The organism is Enterobacter cloacae complex sp. 2022EL-00981 (genome assembly GCF_028737495.1).
GTDB classification, from domain to species: Bacteria; Pseudomonadota; Gammaproteobacteria; order Enterobacterales; family Enterobacteriaceae; genus Enterobacter; species Enterobacter cloacae.
In genome coordinates, this window is sequence record NZ_JAQZRK010000051.1 from 1 (window position 1) to 18,551 (window position 18,551).

Sequence of the window (18,551 nt, forward strand, 5' to 3'; positions counted from 1 at the left end):
ACGATACAGGTTCGTGGCCTAAGGCCGGGTACGGCATGTGGACTGCCTGACAGAAAGAACTGGCCGGTTCTTTCTGTACGGGAGGATAATACAAGGCCGGGTAAGGCGAAGCCGCCACCCGGCTTTTCTACTTTCATTCGAAATTAAATTTGTGCTCTCCGTCACCTTGTTATTAGAATGTTTCAAAACGCAGTGACCCAGGAGCACAGTATGACCGTTAAAGTTATCGTCACCGATATGGACGGAACTTTCCTTGATGATGCCAAGCAGTACGATCGTGACCGCTTTCAGGCACAGTTTGAGCAGCTTAAAGCCCGTAATATTGAATTTGTTGTCGCCAGCGGTAACCAGTATTACCAGCTCATCTCCTTTTTCCCGGAACTGAAAGATCAGATCTCCTTCGTGGCGGAAAACGGTGCGCTGGTCTTCGATCACGGTGAACAAATTTTCCACGGCGAGCTGACGCGTCATGAGTCGCAAATCGTTATTGGCGAACTGCTGAAAGACAAAGGGCTGAACTTTGTGGCCTGCGGTCTCGACAGCGCTTACGTCAGCGACCAGGCCCCGGAGGCGTTCGTGGCGCTGATGTCAAAGCACTATCACCGCTTAAAGCGTATCAGCGACTACCGCGACATTAACGACGTGCTGTTCAAGTTCTCCCTGAACCTGCCGGACAGTGATATCCCGAATCTGGTCGATAAACTGCATGTCTCCCTGGACGGCATTATGAAGCCTGTCACCAGCGGCTTTGGTTTTGTCGATTTGATTATCCCCGGCCTGCACAAAGCCAATGGCATCAGCCGTCTGCTGAAACGCTGGAAAGTCTCCCCGCAGGAGTGCGTGGGTATTGGCGACAGCGGCAACGACGCGGAGATGCTGAAGCTGGTGAAATACTCCTTTGCAATGGGCAACGCAGCCGAAAGCATCAGAGACGTAAGCCGCTACAGCACCGACGACAACAACCACCAGGGCGCGCTGAACGTTATTCAGGCGGTGCTGGATCACCACTCCCCGTTCGACGCCTGATTCCCTTCCTGCCGGAGCCGCGCTCCGGCACCCCTTACTCTTTTTCCATCCTGTGCTACCCATCAACTTTTTAAACTTGCATTAACCAATTTTTAACTTAAAGTATCACTTGTAGATATTTTTACTTTCGAATGAAAGATGCGAGGCAGTTATGACGTTTACCAGTGAAACTTTGCCGGCGGATCACAAAGCCGCAATCCGTGAGATGAAGCGCGAGCTACGGGCGCAAATCGGCGATGTGCAGGCGGTGTTCGATAAGCTCAGCGATACCATCGCGACCCGCGTGGCGGAAATTAACGCCCTGAAAAACAAAGGCGAGCCCGTCTGGCCGGTGATCCCGTTTGCGGATGTGAAAAATGGCACCATCACATCCGCGCAGCGCGAGGCGATAAAACGCCGGGGTTGCGCGGTAATAAAAGGTCATTTCCCGCGCGAGCAGGCGCTGGCATGGGATCAGTCGATGCTCGACTACCTCGATCTCAACCAGTTTGATGAAGTCTATAAAGGGCCCGGCGATAACTTCTTTGGTACCTTAACGGCGTCTCGCCCGGAGATTTACCCTATCTACTGGTCACAGGCGCAAATGCAGGCGCGCCAGAGTGAAGAGATGGCGCAGGTGCAGTCGTTTCTGAACCGTCTGTGGACATTCGAGAGCAACGGCAAACAGTGGTTCGACCCGGACGTCAGCGTGATTTACCCGGATCGCATCCGCCGTCGTCCACCGGGTACCACCTCGAAAGGGCTGGGCGCGCATACCGATTCCGGTGCGCTGGAGCGCTGGCTGCTGCCCGCCTATCAGCAGGTTTTCGCCCGCGTCTTTGATGGCAACGTAGAGAAATACGATCCGTGGAATGCTGCGCACCGTACTGAAGTGGAAGAGTACACCGTGGATAACACCACCAAATGTTCGGTGTTCCGCACCTTCCAGGGCTGGACGGCGCTGTCGGACATGATCCCGGGCCAGGGGCTGCTGCACGTGGTGCCAATCCCGGAAGCGATGGCTTATATTCTGCTGCGTCCGCTGCTGGATGACGTGCCGGAGGACGAACTGTGCGGCGTCGCGCCGGGGCGCGTTCTGCCGGTGTCAGAGAAATGGCACCCGCTGCTTATCGAAGCGCTCACCAGCATTCCGGCACTGGAGGCGGGCGATTCGGTGTGGTGGCACTGCGATGTGATCCACTCCGTCGCGCCGGTTGAGGATCAACAGGGCTGGGGCAACGTGATGTACATTCCTGCCGCGCCGATGTGCGAGAAGAACCTCGCCTACGCGAAGAAGGTGAAAGCGGCGCTGGAAACCGGGGCATCGCCGGGTGATTTCCCGCGCGAGGATTATGAAAAAACCTGGCAGGATCGCTTTACCGTGGCCGATCTCAATATCCACGGCAAGCGTGCGCTGGGCATGGCTTAACTGTCGTACAGCCCTTCCCGCTCAACGGCGGTGCGTCGTTTCCCCTGACGTATCCGCCGGACCGATTCCCGTACGGTCAGGGTGCCGTTAAGCAATAGCGTGCCTGATGGCGCCTCCGGGCGCATCAGCCGCTGCTGGAGCATATGTACCGCTTCGGTGCCCAGCTCATCACGCGGGACATGTACCGCGGTTAACGGTACATCCTGAATGGCCGCCAGATTAAAGCCGTCAATGCTCATCACCGAAATATCCTGCGGCACGCGTAACCCCTGTTTTTGCAGGGCGCTGATGGTGCCCGCCGCCATAAAGTCCCCCCCCACCAGAAACGCAGTCGGCAAGTCTTTCCCCTGCATGTGGCTCAGCCAGTCGGTGACCAGTTGCTCTGTTTCGCGAGCGCTGAAGCTCGGCGCCACCAGCAAATCGCGTTTATCGTTGAACTTCAGGTTGTGTGACTGCCATGCATCGCGGATCCCCGCAAGGCGCAGCTCCATGGTGTAACGCCGCAGGCACAACACATTCATCACCTCACGGTGTCCCATTTCAAACAGATAGTCCGCCGCCCGCTCGCCAATGGCCCGATGGTCCGGCGCGACGGCAGGCAGGCGCATATGCCGGTCGCGGCAGTTAATCAGCATGCAGGGTTTACCGACATCCACCGCCAGGTCGTGGATATGCGGATCGTCAATCCCGAGGAGGATGGCGGCCTGGGTGTCCGGCTCGTTCATTCGCGCCAGAAACAGCTGGGCGTCGCTGTCGTTCTCCTCCAGCGCGCAGTAACGCAGGCGAACATCGTACGAGGCCAGACCTTTGCTTACGCTCTGGATCACACGGTAGTAAAAGATGTCAGACCGCTCGTCAAAGGCGCGCTGTGGGGCGAAGACAACGAGACTGTTGAGCAGCAAACGGCCCGCAGCCATTCCGTCCAGCACCCCCAGCTCGCGCGCGCATGCCAGCACCTTCGCACGTGCTTTTTCACTGGTATTCGCCTTCCCGGCAAGGACCCGCGAAACGGTGCTGATGGAGAGCTGAGTCCGGGCAGCGATTTCGGTGATTTTTAGCCTTTTGTCCATTTTGTGATCTGGCTCCATTTGCGAAATGACAAAATTTTCATAGCGTGGATATCAGGCAATAGCTGATGTCAAAGCCATGATGCCAAATGATGTCGCTCAGTTATGAGAAATTTTGCACAAAATCCACTATTGCCCTCTCATTTTCTCCCTTAAGGTGAACTTGTCACACAACTTCCATACTAGTTGTATAGCAACTTGAAGCGGTAAAACAGATAACAATCAACGTCATAAACCTGTGTGACACCTGAACCTCCGTCCCCTTACCGTCCGTCTTGTGGAGAGTAAAATGAGTCAGGACATTAATAACACCGTTGCGGCAAGCAAAACCCGTCGCGTCATTAAAAACCTGCGCTGGTATGTGCTGGTGCTGTTCTTACTTGGCGTCACCGTTAACTACATCACCCGAAACTCACTCGGCATCCTCGCCCCGGAACTGAAAGAGAGCCTCGGTATTACCACCGAGCAGTACTCCTGGATCGTCGGGGCATTCCAGATCGCCTACACCATTTTCCAGCCTCTGTGCGGCTGGCTGATCGACGTGATCGGCCTGAAGATTGGCTTTATGATTTGCGCCGGGATCTGGGCGCTGATGTGTATTTTTCACGCGGGTGCCGGGAGCTGGCTGCACCTTGCCATACTGCGCTTCTTTATGGGGGCTTCTGAAGCCGCCGCCACGCCCGCAAACGCCAAAACCATTGGTGAATGGTTCCCGAAATCGGAACGTCCTGTGGCAGCCGGCTGGGCCGGTGTGGGCTTCTCCATTGGCGCGATGCTGGCTCCGCCTATCATCTACTTCGCGCACGCCTCGTTTGGCTGGCAGGGCGCGTTTATGTTCACCGGCGTGCTGGCGCTGCTGTGGGTGCTCCTGTGGTGGGCGTTCTACCACAATCCTGAGCAGCACCCGAACCTGAGCAAAGACGAGCTGGCGTTTATCAAGCAGGATAACGAGCCGCCTGCGGTAAAACTGCCCTTCCTGACCGCGCTGAAAACCGTCTCAAAAAACAAACGCTTTTACGGTATCGCCATCCCGGCCTTTATGGCGGAACCGGCCTGGGCAGTGCTGAGTTTCTGGGTGCCGCTGTATCTCGCCAAAGAGCACGGCATGGATCTGAAGCAGATCGCGATGTTTGCCTGGCTGCCGTTCCTGGCCGCCGATCTCGGCAGCGTGGCAAGCGGTTACCTCACCCGTCTGTATACCCGCCTGTTTGGCTGCTCCCGCGTCAACTCCGTGGTGGCAAGCTCCGTCACCGGCGCGTTCCTGATGATCTCTCTGGCCGTCGTCGCCATTACCCGCGACCCGTACATCACCATCGTGCTGATCTCCATCGGCGGTTTCGGGCATCAGATCATCTCCTGCATGCTCAGCGCCCTGGTGGTGGAGTCGTTCGATAAAGGCCAGATGGCGACCGTTAACGGTATGCGCGGCTCGGCGGCGTGGATCGCCAGCTTCCTGTTCTCGCTGTTGATTGGTGTGACCGCCGACAAAATCGGCTTCAACCCGCTCTTTATTGCCATGGGTTTCTTTGACCTGATTGGCGCTGTTTTCCTGGTGGCATTTATTGCTGAACGTCGCGCCAAGCGCGCCTGATAGTGGATGTATTGCATATGAAAACCCTGAAAAACTGGACCGTCGATAAGCAGTCGGCCAACCATCTGGAACTGCTGGTGGATAACCAGCACCGCCTGTGCCTGTATGTGCTGGAAGAGAACCTGTTCCGCGTACTGATCAAACGTAAAGGTGAACTGGCGCTGGACCGCACCTGGAGCATCGCTCCGGAAGAAGATGTGCCGTGGGAAGGCCGTCGTCGCGACGATCTGAGCGGCTTCACCTGCCCTGCCTGGACGCTAAGCCAGCAGGATGAGGGGCTGACAATTGCCACCGAACAGCTGCGTGTGACCGTTCATCAGCCGCTGTGGCTGGAGTGGCACTATCGCAATGACGCCGGTGAATGGCAGCCGCTGGTCAATGACCGCCCGACCAGCGCCTATCTGTTGAACGCTCACGGTGACGGGGTGGCGCACTACCTGAGCCGTCGCAAGGACGAGCGTTTTTACGGCCTGGGTGAGAAAGCGGGCGACCTGCAGCGCAACGGTAAGCGCTTCGAGATGCGCAACCTCGACGCCATGGGCTACAACGCGGCCAGCACCGACCCGCTGTACAAACACATCCCGTTTACCCTTACCCGCCGCGATGACGTGAGTTACGGCCTGTTCTACGACAACCTGAGCAGCTGCTGGCTGGATCTGGGCAACGAAATTGATAACTACCACACCGCCTACCGTCGCTGGCAGGCGGAAGCGGGTGATATCGATTACTACCTCTTTACCGGCAAACGGGTGCTGGATGTCACCAAAGCCTTTGTTCGCCTGACCGGGAAAACGCTGTTCGGGCCGAAATGGAGCCTGGGCTACAGCGGGTCGACCATGCACTACACCGACGCGCCGGACGCGCAGAATCAGCTGATGAACTTTATTCGCCTGTGCGAAGAGCATGCGATCCCGTGCGACTCGTTCCAGCTCTCGTCGGGTTATACCTCGATCAACGGCAAGCGCTATGTCTTTAACTGGAACTACGACAAAGTGCCGCAACCGAAGGTGATGACCCAGGCATTCCACGATGCGGGGCTACGGCTGGCGGCAAACATCAAGCCGTGCCTGCTGCAGGACCACCCGCGCTATAGCGAAGTGGCGGAAAACGGCCTGTTCATTCGTGATTCAGAAACCGACGCACCAGAACGCTCCAGCTTCTGGGATGACGAAGGTTCCCACCTCGACTTTACCAACCCGCAGACGGTGAAATGGTGGCAGGAAGGGGTCACCACGCAGCTGCTGGAGATGGGGATCGACTCCACCTGGAACGATAACAACGAATACGAAGTGTGGGACGGCGAAGCGCGCTGTCATGGTTTTGGCAAGGAGATCGCCATCAAACACATCCGCCCGGTGATGCCGCTGCTGATGATGCGCGCCTCGCTGGAAGCGCAGCAGCGGTTTGCCCCGGAAAAGCGCCCATATCTGATCTCCCGTTCCGGCTGCGCCGGGATGCAACGTTACGTTCAGACCTGGAGCGGCGATAACCGCACCAACTGGGACACCCTGCGCTATAACATCCGCATGGGGCTGGGTATGAGCCTGTCCGGGCTGTTTAACGTTGGTCATGACGTGGGCGGTTTTTCTGGCGACAAACCCGACGCTGAGCTATTTGTCCGCTGGGTGCAGAACGGCGTGATGCACCCGCGTTTTACCATTCACTCGTGGAATGACGATCACACGGTAAACGAGCCGTGGATGTATCCGGGCGTCACCCCCGCTATTCGCGGTGCCATTGAGCTGCGCTATCGTCTGCTGCCGTATCTCTACACCCTGCTCTGGCAGGCGCATGCCGATGACGAACCGATGCTGCGCCCAACCTTCCTCGACCACGAACACGATGCGCAGACCTTTGAAGAGTGCGACGAGTTCCTGCTGGGCCGGGACCTGCTGGTGGCAAGCGTGGTGGAGGCCGGACAGCGCGAGCGCCGTCTCTGGCTGCCGGATAACGAAACCGGCTGGTACGATTTTTACACCCACGCGTGGTACGCGGGCGGGCAGTGGATCGCTCTGGATGCACCGCTGGAAAAACTGCCGCTGCTGGTGCGCGCCGGTGCCGGTCTGCCGCTCAGCGAACGCATCACTCACGTCAGCGCGGAAAAAGACGACACCCGCGAGCTGAAGCTGTTCCCGGTCAAAGGCGTGGGCACCAGCACCGGTCTGCTGTTTGAAGATGACGGTGAAAGCTGGGGCTATCAGAACGGCAATGCGCTGTGGGTAGAGTGGGAAATGGTGTGTGATGGGGCAACCATCAATTTGAAGATCACTGCGCGCGGAGATTATCGTCCGGCGTGGAAAGCACTGAAGGTGTCATTACCGGCGGGGGAAAAACGCAGGCTGCTGGTGAATGGGATTGAAGGGAGTGAGTGGGTGATGTAGTGCGGCCTGATGCCCTCACCCTAACCCTCTCCCACAGGGAGAGGGAACAGAACGTAGGCCGGGTAAGGCGAAGCCGCCACCCGGCTTTTTTTTAGTTCTCGATACCTTTGCTGCGCAGATAATCTTCATAGTTACCGGTGAAGTCCACCACGCGCTCTGGCGTAATTTCAATCACGCGGGTTGCCAGCGAGCTGACGAACTCACGGTCGTGAGAAACGAAGATCAGGGTACCCTGATACATCTCCAGCGCCATGTTCAGCGATTCAATAGATTCCATATCCAGGTGGTTGGTCGGTTCGTCCATCACCAGAATGTTCGGTTTTTCCATCATCAGCTTGCCGAACAGCATACGGCCCTTCTCTCCACCGGAGAGCACTTTGGCAGGCTTCTTGATGTCGTCCTGGCTGAACAGCAGACGCCCCAGAATACTGCGCACCGCCTGCTCATCGTCGCCTTCCTGCTTCCACTGGCTCATCCAGTCGAAGACGGTCAGGTCGTTTTCAAATTCATATTCATGATCCTGCGCGTAATAACCAATTTGCGCGTTTTCGGACCATTTTACGCTCCCGTTGTCCGGCTGCAGTTCGCCGACCAGGGTTTTCAGCATGGTGGATTTACCCACGCCGTTGGCACCCAGAATGGCGATCTTCTCGCCCACTTCCAGCAGCAGGTTGAAGTTTTTAAACAGCGGGCCTTCATCATAACCTTTGGTAAGGGCTTCCACTTCCAGCGCGTTACGGAACAGTTTCTTGTCCTGCTCGAAACGGATGAACGGGTTCTGACGGCTGGAAGCTTTAACCTCTTCAAGCTTAATTTTGTCAATCTGGCGGGCACGCGATGTTGCCTGACGGGATTTAGAGGCGTTGGCGCTAAAGCGGCTGACGAAGGATTGCAGGTCCGCAATCTGCGCTTTCTTCTTGGCGTTATCCGCCAGCAGACGTTCACGCGCCTGGGTGGCCGCCGTCATGTATTCGTCGTAGTTGCCCGGGTAAACACGCAGCTCACCGTAATCCAGATCCGCCATGTGCGTACACACCATGTTCAGGAAGTGACGGTCGTGCGAGATGATGATCATGGTGCTGTCACGGTCGTTGAGCGTCTGCTCCAGCCAGCGGATGGTGTCGATGTCCAGGTTGTTCGTCGGTTCATCAAGCAGCAGAATGTCCGGGTTAGAGAACAGCGCCTGCGCCAGCAGCACACGCAGCTTCCAGCCGGGTGCCACTTCGCTCATCGGGCCGTAATGCTGTTCGACAGGAATGCCCACGCCCAGCAGCAGCTCGCCCGCACGCGCTTCTGCAGAATAACCGTCCATTTCGCCGTATTGCGTCTCCAGATCGGCCACTTTGTAGCCATCTTCTTCGCTCATTTCGGCCAGAGCGTAGATACGGTCGCGCTCCTGCTTCACTTCCCACAGCTCCGCGTGCCCCATGATCACGGTGTCGAGCACGGTGAACTCTTCAAAGGCGAACTGATCCTGACGCAGTTTACCGATGCGCTCGTTGGGATCGAGCGACACGTTGCCGAGCGTCGGCTCCAGGTCACCGCCGAGGATCTTCATAAAGGTGGATTTACCGCTACCGTTGGCACCAATCAGGCCGTAACGGTTGCCGCCGCCAAATTTGACGGAAATGTTTTCGAACAGCGGCTTACTGCCAAACTGCATAGTGACGTTGCTGGTAACTAACACGGGGAGATTCCTGCGAAAAGTGTGATAAACACGGCATTATGCCACAATTCCGAATTGAGATCCTGTGTTGCGACGCTCCGCTAAACTTTAACAAAATCGAAAAAAATGTGATTTCGTACACATCTGAATTCCCTGTTAGCGGGAATGCACATATAATGCGCTCCCATCACAGATTCAGACTTATCAACTCACGCCTGAATGGCTTAGATACCTCGCACAACATGAACATGAAATTAACAACGCTTTTTGCGGCGGCGTTAGCCGTAGTAGGTTTTTGCAAAACCGCTTCTGCGGTGACTTATCCGCTGCCGACAGACGGTAGCCGTCTGGTGGGTCAAAACCAGGTGGTGACGGTGCCTGAGGGTAACACTCAGCCGCTGGAGTATTTCGCAGCACAGTACCAGCTGGGCCTGTCTAACATGCTGGAAGCGAACCCGGGCGTTGACCCATACCTGCCAAAAGCAGGTACCGTTCTCAACATCCCTCAGCAGCTGATCCTGCCGGATACCGTTCATGAAGGTATCGTGATTAACAGCGCGGAGATGCGTCTGTATTACTATCCGAAAGGCACCAACACGGTAATCGTGCTGCCAATCGGTATCGGTCAGCTGGGTAAAGATACCCCGCTGAACTGGACCACCAAAGTTGAACGTAAGAAAGCAGGCCCAACCTGGACCCCTACAGCGAAAATGCACGCGGAATACATCGCGGCAGGTGAACCGCTGCCAGCCGTGGTTCCGGCAGGCCCGGATAACCCAATGGGTCTGTACGCCCTGTACATCGGCCGCCTGTACGCCATCCACGGTACCAACGCTAACTTCGGTATCGGCCTGCGCGTAAGCCACGGCTGCGTGCGTCTGCGTAACGACGACATCAAATTCCTGTTCGAAAACGTGCCGGTAGGTACCCGCGTCCAGTTCATCAACGAACCGGTTAAAGCGACCTCTGAGCCGGATGGCAGCCGTTACATTGAAGTGCACAACCCGCTGTCCACCAGCGAAGACCAGATCAACAATAACGAAATCGTGCCGATTACGCTGACCAGCGCGGTGCAGTCCGTGACCTCTCAGCCGGACGTGGAAACGACTATCGTTGACCAGGCTGTGCAGAACCGTTCCGGTATGCCGGTGCGTTTGAACTAATCGCGATACAGCGAAAAAAGCGGGCTTCGATGCCCGCTTTTTTTATCCGTTATTCACGATCACAATCCCGCCGTGGTCGTAACGATAATGACAGTGCGCATACTCCAGCGGCGTGCCATCTTCCAGATAGATCACCTGCTCCACCTCCAGCACCGGGTCGCTCTCCTCGCAGACCAGATGCTGCATATCCAGCGCATTCGGCTTTAGCGCCCGCACCACGCGGTACGATCCCATGATTTTCAGCCCCAGCGTCTCCTGCACATAGCGAAACACCGAGCTTTCAAGATGGCTTTTGTTCAGCCCGGGCACCAGGTTGAGCGGCATTACGGTCGCGTCCAGCGACATGGGCTCACCATTAAGCAAACGCAGACGAATGAAGTCATAGACCGGCGTATCGGCATTGATCATCAGCGAGGCCTGCTCTTTTTCGTTCGGGAAGCGCAGTTCAAAATGCACCACCTGGCTCGTTACCGTGCCCAGATGCTCCCAGGTTTTGGTCGCGCCAAAGTAGTCGCTGCCGGAGAGATCCCACTGCGACAGCTGAAGGAAGTTTTTGCGGATGAACGTCCCCTGCCCCTGACGGGTATATACCAGCCCTTCAACGATCAGCTGACGCATGGCCTGCTGAATGGTCATCCGGCTGGTATTGAACTCCGCCGCCAGCGCAAACTGGTCCGGCAGGGGTTCATTGGCGGCATACTGCTGGCTGATGATGCGTTTTTTGATTTCACGCGCTATGGTGATGTACTTCGCCGCCATCGTACTTCCTTCTGTTTAATGTTCTATCCCGCTGTTTTTCAACGCCACTCGCTCGGCAATTTTGAGGAAAGGCAGGTAGAAGAATACACCAAATACGATGATTGCCAACTGCACCACCACCGCCCGCCAGTCCCCCGCGGTTGCCAGCCAGGCGCTCAGAATTGGCGGCGTGGTCCACGGGATCATCACCACGCAGCGCGACATTAATCCCAGCGTGGTGCAGAGCCAGGCGAAGTAAATGCCAATGGCGGGCAACAGGACAAACGGAATCATTAAAGGCAGGTTAAACACAATCGGCAGGCCGAAAATCACCGGCTCGTTGATGTTGAACAGACCCGGCGCCAGCGACAGACGTGCCACCTGTTTCGCCGATTGTTGCCGCGAGAAGATAAAAATGGCGATCAGCAGTGAAACGGTGCTACCGGTACCGCCCACCATGCCAAAGGTCGGCACGAAGCTGTTGTTGATGATGTGCGGGATCGGCTGGCCGTTGGCAAAGGCCAGCATGTTCTCATTGGTGTTAATCAACAGGAACGGCTCCAGCACCACGCTGTTGACTACCGACTGATGAATACCCAGCGTGAAGAGGAAGTTACCGAAGCTGTAGATAAAAATCGTCCCCGGCAGGCTGGTATTGATGAGCCGCAGCGGCTGCTGGATAAAGGTGGTGATCAGGTGAATCAGATCCGTATGCAATACGTTCGCCAGCAGCGCGGCCAGAACGGCAAACAGTGAGAGCGTCAGGATGGTAGGGATCAGGGCGCTAAAAGATTTACTGACCGCCGGCGGCACGTTTTCCCCCAGTGATATTTGCAGCGCCTTGAGCCGCGAGATGGCGATAAACAGCTCCGTCGAGAGCAAGCCAATCAGCACCCCGGCGAAAATCCCGGTCGAGCCAATGTTGGCGAAGGTCAGCACCTGGGTGACATTCACCGTGGTGTCGCTGCCGACGGGCGTGAGCTGCAGACGCATCGGCATCATGATAATAAAGCTGCTGACAGCGATAACCACTGCCGAGACCGGATTGTCGAAATCCTTGTTGCGCGCCAGCGACCAGGCAATCATCGGCGCCAGCAGCAGCGCGGCGATATTCAGCGTGCCATTGATGATCGCCTCGCCCCATACCTTGAAGTGCGTGAGCGTGTCGCCGTCAAAAATCCAAGGAAACACCACATTGTTCACCAGTACCGCCAGTCCGGCGAGGATGAAAATCGGCATCACCGTGGCGAAGGCATCGCGCAGGGAGCGAAGATGCACCTGGTTTGCCAGGCGCGCTGAGAACTCAACAAATTTATCGACAAAGGACTGCATATGCGGTGTGATTTTTGTTTCAGACATAGCGGATAGTTCCCATCAATCAGTCACAAAAACGGCCCGGCAGCGTACGGCTTACATCTCGCGTCCGTTGGTATGGATAACCTGTTTTAACCACGCGTAGCTCTTCTTCGGCACGCGTTTCAGGTCTTTAAGGTCGTGGTTTTCACGGTTGACGTAGACCACGCCGTAGCGCTTACGCATGTCGCCCTGGGAGCTCAGAATGTCGATCAGACCCCAGCCGAGATACCCCATCACCTCTGCGCCATCCTCGAACATGGCGGCTTTCATCGCCTCGATATGCGCCCGGTGATAGTCGATGCGGTAGGTATCCTCAATCGGATTCACGCCATCCCAGGATTCAATCACGCCAATGCCGTTTTCAATCGGGAACACCGGCATGCGCCAGTCGTTGGCGTAGCGGGTGATGATGGTGCGAAAACCGAGCGGATCGATCTGCCAGTTCCATTCGGTGGCTTTCAGGTACGGGTTATTTTTATCGCCGTACAGCAGGTAATTGTTCACCGGGGTTCCCTGCGGAATGGCATCGCTGTCCAGCGTTTTACTGGCGTAGTAGCTGAAGGCCATAAAGTCGTTTTGGGCTCTTGCGAACAGCGCCAGATCCTCGGCACGGTAGATATCGCCAAACCCTTCCTGCTCCACCACCGCCATCACCGCCGGGCTATAGCCCTGACCAGCAAAGACGCGCAGCAGGTTCTGGTTGAGAAATTCGTCGTACTGCTGGGCGCAGAAGATATCGCGCGGTTTGCAGGTGGCCGGGTAAACCAGCTGGTGTGCCAGCATACCGCCCATCAGCTGACCCGGTTTTGTCTGGTGCAGGTATTCGGTCAGCGTCATGTGCGCCACCATGGTGTGATGCTGCAACTCGTACAGCTCGCGCAGGGTTTTCTCACCTTTCATGTAGCCGGAAATCCGAAACGCTTCCGGCATATGGAAGATGTTCTGTTCGTTGAAGGTCAGCCAGTACTTCACACGGTCGCCGAAGCAGTCGATCATCTTTTTGCCATAGCGGATAAAGGCATCCATGACGCGACGATCGTTAAAGCCGTTGTACTCCTGCGCCAGCGCCAGCGGCATATCGAAGTGATAGAGGCAGATCATCGGCTCGATACCGCGGGCGATGAGATCGTTAATAAAGCGGTCGTAAAAGGCGATGCCCTCATCGTTGAACTCGCCGTCGCCCTGCGGACAGACCCGGCTCCAGGAGATTTGAAAGCGGTAGCAGTTCATGCCCAGATCCTGCATCAGGTCGAAATCTTCCCGGTAGCGGTGATAGGAATCGGTCGCCACTTTCCAGTCGGAGATGTTTTCCCCCGCTTCGCGAATGTCGTACACCGACATCCCCTTCCCGCCCTCATTCCATGCCCCTTCCGTCTGCATACTGGATACCGAGTTGCCCCATAAAAAGTTGGCTGGCAGTGATTGATTCATGGTCTCTCCCTATATGACTAGTCATTTAAATTTCATGACTAGTCATATAGGCGAAGATGTAAAAGCGATCAAAGAGGAGGATCGAATTTTGTGAGCAGAGCGGGAAAAAAAGCCCCGGTGTCGTGTCATATTAAAGTTATGTCACTAATGCAGAAGTTATGTCACTAATCAATCTTATCATAAATAAGTTATGTCATTATTTTTACTATAAGTATGATTCATCAATTATTTTTCATCTCTTTCTTTGCCATGTTCACTTTGTAAACTGTGCGTATGCAACTAAACTTAAAAAAGATGAAAGTCGTAACTAATTCGCCTTAGATTTTATCGAGATCGGTATGACTAGAGGAAGACGGTTTACATCGTTTGAGAGCTATGAAAAAGCACTCAGGGACGGGATTGGCCTTGGAGCCGGGGAAAACTATCAGCCCTGGATACGGCCACAAGATTTTACAAACTCAACGGGTATCCGCTCAGCCATACGCGGTTTGAAAACGTTCAGACAGCACAACACGCTGTCCGGGATTGAAAGCGAGTTTTATTACCTTGCAGAATTCAATGATTCAGTAATTGACATTCGCGAACAGTTTCCGCTTCTCCCCGTCACGCTAACGCAAAACATAGCCAACATTCTCAATGTCCCCCATCCGGCATTACGCAGGAAAGTCTGCGACACAGATAAGCCAGCAGTGCCCGCCGTCATGACAACAGATTTCGTTCTGACATTCAGAAACCAGGACGGAACCATCAAATATAAGTCTTATTCAGTGAAACCTGATGAAATCATTTCCAAACGTGATGCCGAAAAACAAGAAATTGAGAGAGTGTTCTGGGAGGGCATTAATGTATGTTTTCAGATATATACAGGGTCAGAGGTTACCAGAATAAAAAGTGGCAATATTAGCTGGTTTACTGCTCCTTTCAGGATGAACGGACTGCCCGATTATCATCTTGATGTGTCCTTATTAAGGGAGTTCCCTCCCGGTCAGTATGTTCTTCTTCATATGGTAAAAAAAATAGCTTCATCTTTAAGTATCAGCACTGATGATGCCTTCATCGTGCTGAAATTTATGTTAGCAACCAAAAGCATCGAAGTTGATCTCACCTCGGACATCGTTAGCAATGGATGTATTGTCGTTTTACGAAACAGCGCATGTGACATGGGATTAGCATATGAAAATAATTAAGAATTCCGTCTGGTCAGTTTCAAAAACTGAAGGGCTCCCCGATGCCCTGTACCGAGTCCTTGCCCTGTACAAGGAAACAGGAACCATGATTTTGTATGAACTCAACGACAACAAAATCACACGTCCGAAACTGTTTTACATTGAACCATTTAAGTTGGGAGTTCAGGAAAGAAACATTGTGCACTTCAACTATCCTATTCCTGTATGGATGATGGCCACAGACAATGATATTCCGGATAAAAACAGGATCCGGAGAGATAAGAATTTCGCCCTGATTAGCCCACTGTTGTCTGATCCTGATTTTCTCTTTTTGTACGCTCTGAACGAGCGAAGTCCTTTGTTAAGAAATTATGCAAAGGACAACAACGCCAGCTATTCCACAATAAAAAAATTATTATCGAACTGCTGGAAGTACGGAAGAGGTAAACAGTCCCTGACGCCAGCATACGCCAGGAGTGGAGGGAATGGGGTCAAAAAAACAGTTAAGTCTGTTTCTGTTGGTCGTAAAAAGAAAGGGCGCGCCCTCATTGACGGCAGAGCAGAAACCTACATCATGCGAGAACGGGACTCAGCTAACATAAAAAAAATCCTGAAAAGACACTACCTCAAACCGAAGGGCAAAAGCCAGGCTGAATGCTGGCGCATCTATCTTGAAGAATACTTCCCTCAACTGGCTTCAATAACTCAGGACTGCGCCATTTCCTATCCTTCTCTGGCACAGTTCAGATATTGCATCACTAAACTTTTCTCTCTTACTGAGATTGCACGTCGGCGCACAACAGAAAGAGATTTTTTACTCAACAAACGGGCTTTAGCGGGGTCTTCTGCTGACTCTGATACACTTCCGGGCTCAGTATTCGAAATTGATGCGACAGTTGCCGATGTGCATCTGGTATCTGAATTAACGGGAGATGTGGTTGGACGACCGACAGTGTATCTCGTTGCTGATCGTGCAACCCGGATGATAACCGGCATGCATGTGTCTTATCTTTATGCTTCCTGGCGAGCAGCATCTCAGGCACTTGCTAACTGCTTTTCACCGAAAGGACAGTACTGTAGGTTATTTGGTGTCAATGACATCAGTGATGACCGCTGGCCATGCTCACATGTACCAACAAAGTTACTTTGCGATAATGCAGAAATGCTGGGTCTTAAAACGCAGTCTGCAGTTGTTCCCTTCACGGAATTAATGTTTGCTCCTTCCTACAGGGCTGACCTGAAAGGCGTCGTTGAAAGCAGGTTCCGCATACTTAACCAAAAGGCAATCCATAAGCTTCTGGGTACGACAAGAGGGGGATTTGTTGTCAGGGGTGAGACCCGGCCACAATTAAGGTCATGTTATACGCTTAAAGCGTTTACAGAAATCATGATACGTGCCGTTGATGAGTATAACCATGCCCTGAACACAGAACTTCTGTATATTAACCCTCTTCTTCTTGAGCATAATCTGATCGCTACCCCCGTCAATAGCTGGAATATCAGTATTAATAACTTCCGTTTTGGTGGTTATCAGATCACTGAGCACGAAATTATATCAAGACTTCTGTACCCGGATAGCGCAAGTATTACTGGCAAGGGAATTCAGTATGGTAATCGATTCTATGAGTGTTCAGAGGATGAGATGGTCGGGGCCAGAAGTTTCGGTCAGACACGTGTTGATGTTCGGATTAATGATAACTCCATGGATAAAATTTATATAAGAAGCGGAAAAGATACCGTTTTTTCGCAACGAGAACTGCTGTCCAGGCGAAAAATATTTCAGGGCCTTCCTCATATGGAAGCAGAAGTTGTTTCTGATATTGTCGATATGCATAAAAGCAGTAATGTTATTACACCTGAGTCGATGGCATTGCGTAAGCTGATTGAAGCTAATGAACAGGAAGGCGAGATTTTGCTGGCAGCACTGAGGAAAAAGGGTCGTGGGCGCTATAAAAACATAAGGGAAAATCGTAGAAAAGAAGTGCTGTATGCTCAACAGGGAGACTCCAGAAAGACCAGTGAGAATTACAAACTTCCCCCCGCAAACAACATTGTGATTTTGCCAGGTCCCGAAGCGAGGAAAGCGTGGCTTACAAAACAAAACGATCCTTACAAGAAGGATAAATAGCCATGGCTGTGAATGCAAAATATCACCAGGCAGATTTGCCAGAATACAGAGGTAACCCTCTGATAGAAGCACTCCCTCCCCTGATGTCCCGGGAGGATGTCATGCTGGCTCTCAGCAACTTTCCTGAAATTAATGCAAACGAGCGTGAACTGAGCACTGAGGTGCGTGAACAGTACGTTGATCGTATAGATGCCTTCCGCTGTCCTCAGGGAACATTCTTCGACTGTTACAAGGCAATAGTACGACTTCTGCGAACAGGTTATACAACCCGTAACCCACTTGATATTCACACGGTTCGGTTTCTTCATTACAGCGTAGAGGGAAGCTTAGGTGAAGCTCTCGGCGATGGATTTCATCGACCCCGGGCAGGGACTTTTTCCATTACCGGCATAAGCGGTGTGGGTAAATCAACCATGCTTGAGCAGGTACTGGGACATTTTCCACAGATCATAGACCATAATGTTTATCAGGGGCACGATCTTACCCCTCTTCGTCAGGTTGTCTGGCTTAAAATAAATTGCCCTCCAAATTCGAAAGCACGTGACCTGACGGAAATCTTACTTACCGCTATCGACGATGCACTTGGGCTTGAGCGTACCGCCCCGCCATCAAGGACTGGTACGTTACTCCGGCTCATCGCTCAGAAAATTAAGTCGGCCTTCATTGGCGTGCTGGTTATTGACGAAATGCAAAGACTGACCCGCACAAACGGTGATGAACAGCTTATCAATTTTCTTCATGACATCGTCGATACATTAGGTGTCCCGCTAGTCTTTTGCGGAAATCCAGAATTCGAAGACAAAATGCGCCAACGGTTACGTTTCGCCAGACGTGCAGAAACCGCAGGTTTCATTCGTCTTAATCCGCTCGCGTACCAGACGACAGACTGGCAATCTTTCATTCAGTATCTGTGGCGCTATCAGTGGACTAATGTCTACACTCCCCTTAATGATGAGCTCAACATAAAAATGCATAAGCTGTCGAAAGGAAATCTTGCGATAGCACAGCGATTATTTGTTACTGCGCAATTAAAAGTTATTGGTACCGGTAATGAAGTCATTACACCCGCTTTGTTGGGTCTTTCCGAATCAGTATTAACCAGTCGCGCAGACGAATTTATCCAGGCAGATGCTCTCATTTATGACGTGGAACTGCCCGAATTATCAGAATCTGAAGAGACAGTATTACCTCAGAAGAATAACGGCAAAAGCTTTCTCAAAAGCCGTGAAATCAGGCAAAAACCGGCCAGACGGGTGCATAAATCATTCACAGTCACAGCCGATTTGAACCGCCCCCAGCATGAGGAGTGAATCGCCACGGATAATCTAGACACTTCCGAGCCGTTGATAATACTGGTTTTCATATTCTGTCGGTGACATCTGTTCGCTAGAACCATGCCGACGCTTACTGTTATAAAACATTTCGATGTA

General features: G+C 53.3%; 14 protein-coding genes. 8 read left to right on the top strand and 6 right to left on the bottom strand.

The genetic code is table 11. The features are described 5' to 3' along the window. The first annotated feature begins 210 nt into the window (after window positions 1–210). Complete coding sequence (locus PUZ33_RS24580; protein WP_029882866.1) at window positions 211–1,026, top strand: Cof-type HAD-IIB family hydrolase; 816 nt, start codon at window positions 211–213, stop codon at window positions 1,024–1,026. Between the two features lie 151 nt (window positions 1,027–1,177). Continuing rightward, entirely contained in the window at window positions 1,178–2,434 is a 1,257-nt protein-coding gene (locus PUZ33_RS24585) for a DUF1479 domain-containing protein (RefSeq protein WP_029882865.1), read from the top strand. On the opposite strand, the gene PUZ33_RS24590 is transcribed toward PUZ33_RS24585, so the two are convergent. Beyond that, complete coding sequence (locus PUZ33_RS24590) at window positions 2,431–3,504, bottom strand: LacI family DNA-binding transcriptional regulator (RefSeq protein WP_048971702.1); 1,074 nt, start codon at window positions 3,502–3,504, stop codon at window positions 2,431–2,433. The genes PUZ33_RS24585 and PUZ33_RS24590 overlap by 4 nt on opposite strands. 286 nt (window positions 3,505–3,790) lie before the next feature. Here PUZ33_RS24590 and PUZ33_RS24595 point away from each other — a divergent pair, with 286 nt between their 5' ends. Continuing rightward, on the top strand, window positions 3,791–5,092 hold the full coding sequence (locus PUZ33_RS24595; RefSeq protein ID WP_013097445.1) for an MFS transporter: 1,302 nt from the start codon (window positions 3,791–3,793) through the stop codon (window positions 5,090–5,092). Window positions 5,093–5,109: 17 nt separating this feature from the next. Continuing rightward, complete coding sequence (locus PUZ33_RS24600; RefSeq protein ID WP_013097446.1) at window positions 5,110–7,473, top strand: glycoside hydrolase family 31 protein; 2,364 nt, start codon at window positions 5,110–5,112, stop codon at window positions 7,471–7,473. A gap of 91 nt (window positions 7,474–7,564) precedes the next feature. Here PUZ33_RS24600 and PUZ33_RS24605 read toward each other — a convergent pair whose 3' ends face one another. Then, a complete protein-coding gene (locus PUZ33_RS24605; RefSeq protein WP_252107904.1) occupies window positions 7,565–9,160 on the bottom strand; it encodes an ABC-F family ATPase in 1,596 nt (531 codons plus the stop codon). A gap of 221 nt (window positions 9,161–9,381) precedes the next feature. Here PUZ33_RS24605 and ldtB point away from each other — a divergent pair, with 221 nt between their 5' ends. After that, window positions 9,382–10,302 carry a L,D-transpeptidase gene (gene ldtB / locus PUZ33_RS24610; protein ID WP_020689864.1) on the top strand — a complete coding sequence of 307 codons (921 nt, stop codon included), beginning with the start codon at window positions 9,382–9,384 and terminating at the stop codon, window positions 10,300–10,302. A 42-nt stretch (window positions 10,303–10,344) separates the two neighbouring features. Here the strand turns inward: ldtB and PUZ33_RS24615 are convergent, their stop codons facing one another. The 3 genes from PUZ33_RS24615 to PUZ33_RS24625 are packed head-to-tail and all read right to left on the bottom strand — an operon-like array spanning window position 10,345 to window position 13,827. After that, window positions 10,345–11,061: a GntR family transcriptional regulator gene (locus PUZ33_RS24615; RefSeq protein ID WP_013097449.1), complete on the bottom strand. Its 717-nt coding sequence runs from the start codon at window positions 11,059–11,061 to the stop codon at window positions 10,345–10,347. 15 nt (window positions 11,062–11,076) lie between these two features. After that, the gene (locus PUZ33_RS24620; RefSeq protein WP_274205377.1) at window positions 11,077–12,399 is read right to left on the bottom strand and encodes a PTS sugar transporter subunit IIC; all 1,323 of its coding nucleotides are present in this window, start codon (window positions 12,397–12,399) and stop codon (window positions 11,077–11,079) included. A gap of 51 nt (window positions 12,400–12,450) precedes the next feature. Next, window positions 12,451–13,827: a glycoside hydrolase family 1 protein gene (locus PUZ33_RS24625; RefSeq protein WP_058680892.1), complete on the bottom strand. Its 1,377-nt coding sequence runs from the start codon at window positions 13,825–13,827 to the stop codon at window positions 12,451–12,453. 338 nt (window positions 13,828–14,165) lie between these two features. Here PUZ33_RS24625 and PUZ33_RS24630 point away from each other — a divergent pair, with 338 nt between their 5' ends. Genes PUZ33_RS24630 through PUZ33_RS24640 form a run of 3 tightly spaced genes read left to right on the top strand, consistent with a single transcriptional unit; the run spans window position 14,166 to window position 18,431 of the window. After that, the gene (locus PUZ33_RS24630) at window positions 14,166–15,014 is read left to right on the top strand and encodes a TnsA endonuclease N-terminal domain-containing protein (RefSeq protein ID WP_063855218.1); all 849 of its coding nucleotides are present in this window, start codon (window positions 14,166–14,168) and stop codon (window positions 15,012–15,014) included. Further along, entirely contained in the window at window positions 15,001–17,121 is a 2,121-nt protein-coding gene (locus PUZ33_RS24635; protein WP_073528394.1) for a hypothetical protein, read from the top strand. Before PUZ33_RS24630 ends, PUZ33_RS24635 begins: the two co-directional genes overlap by 14 nt. A 2-nt stretch (window positions 17,122–17,123) precedes the next feature. Next, window positions 17,124–18,431: an ATP-binding protein gene (locus PUZ33_RS24640; protein ID WP_252107903.1), complete on the top strand. Its 1,308-nt coding sequence runs from the start codon at window positions 17,124–17,126 to the stop codon at window positions 18,429–18,431. Between the two features lie 15 nt (window positions 18,432–18,446). Here PUZ33_RS24640 and PUZ33_RS24645 read toward each other — a convergent pair. After that, on the bottom strand, window positions 18,447–18,551 hold a 105-nt coding region (locus PUZ33_RS24645; RefSeq protein WP_129949912.1), incomplete at its 5' end, for an IS3 family transposase.

What these genes read in the sequence shown, in the direction of transcription:
- PUZ33_RS24580 (WP_029882866.1), top strand. Translation starts at nt 211, where the DNA reads ATGACCGTTAAAGTTATCGTCACCGATATGGACGGAACTTTCCTTGAT.
- PUZ33_RS24585 (WP_029882865.1), top strand. Translation starts at nt 1,178, where the DNA reads ATGACGTTTACCAGTGAAACTTTGCCGGCGGATCACAAAGCCGCAATC.
- PUZ33_RS24590 (WP_048971702.1), bottom strand. Translation starts at nt 3,504, where the DNA reads ATGGACAAAAGGCTAAAAATCACCGAAATCGCTGCCCGGACTCAGCTC.
- PUZ33_RS24595 (WP_013097445.1), top strand. Translation starts at nt 3,791, where the DNA reads ATGAGTCAGGACATTAATAACACCGTTGCGGCAAGCAAAACCCGTCGC.
- PUZ33_RS24600 (WP_013097446.1), top strand. Translation starts at nt 5,110, where the DNA reads ATGAAAACCCTGAAAAACTGGACCGTCGATAAGCAGTCGGCCAACCAT.
- ldtB (WP_020689864.1), top strand. Translation starts at nt 9,382, where the DNA reads ATGAACATGAAATTAACAACGCTTTTTGCGGCGGCGTTAGCCGTAGTA.
- PUZ33_RS24615 (WP_013097449.1), bottom strand. Translation starts at nt 11,061, where the DNA reads ATGGCGGCGAAGTACATCACCATAGCGCGTGAAATCAAAAAACGCATC.
- PUZ33_RS24620 (WP_274205377.1), bottom strand. Translation starts at nt 12,399, where the DNA reads ATGTCTGAAACAAAAATCACACCGCATATGCAGTCCTTTGTCGATAAA.
- PUZ33_RS24625 (WP_058680892.1), bottom strand. Translation starts at nt 13,827, where the DNA reads ATGAATCAATCACTGCCAGCCAACTTTTTATGGGGCAACTCGGTATCC.
- PUZ33_RS24630 (WP_063855218.1), top strand. Translation starts at nt 14,166, where the DNA reads ATGACTAGAGGAAGACGGTTTACATCGTTTGAGAGCTATGAAAAAGCA.
- PUZ33_RS24635 (WP_073528394.1), top strand. Translation starts at nt 15,001, where the DNA reads ATGAAAATAATTAAGAATTCCGTCTGGTCAGTTTCAAAAACTGAAGGG.
- PUZ33_RS24640 (WP_252107903.1), top strand. Translation starts at nt 17,124, where the DNA reads ATGGCTGTGAATGCAAAATATCACCAGGCAGATTTGCCAGAATACAGA.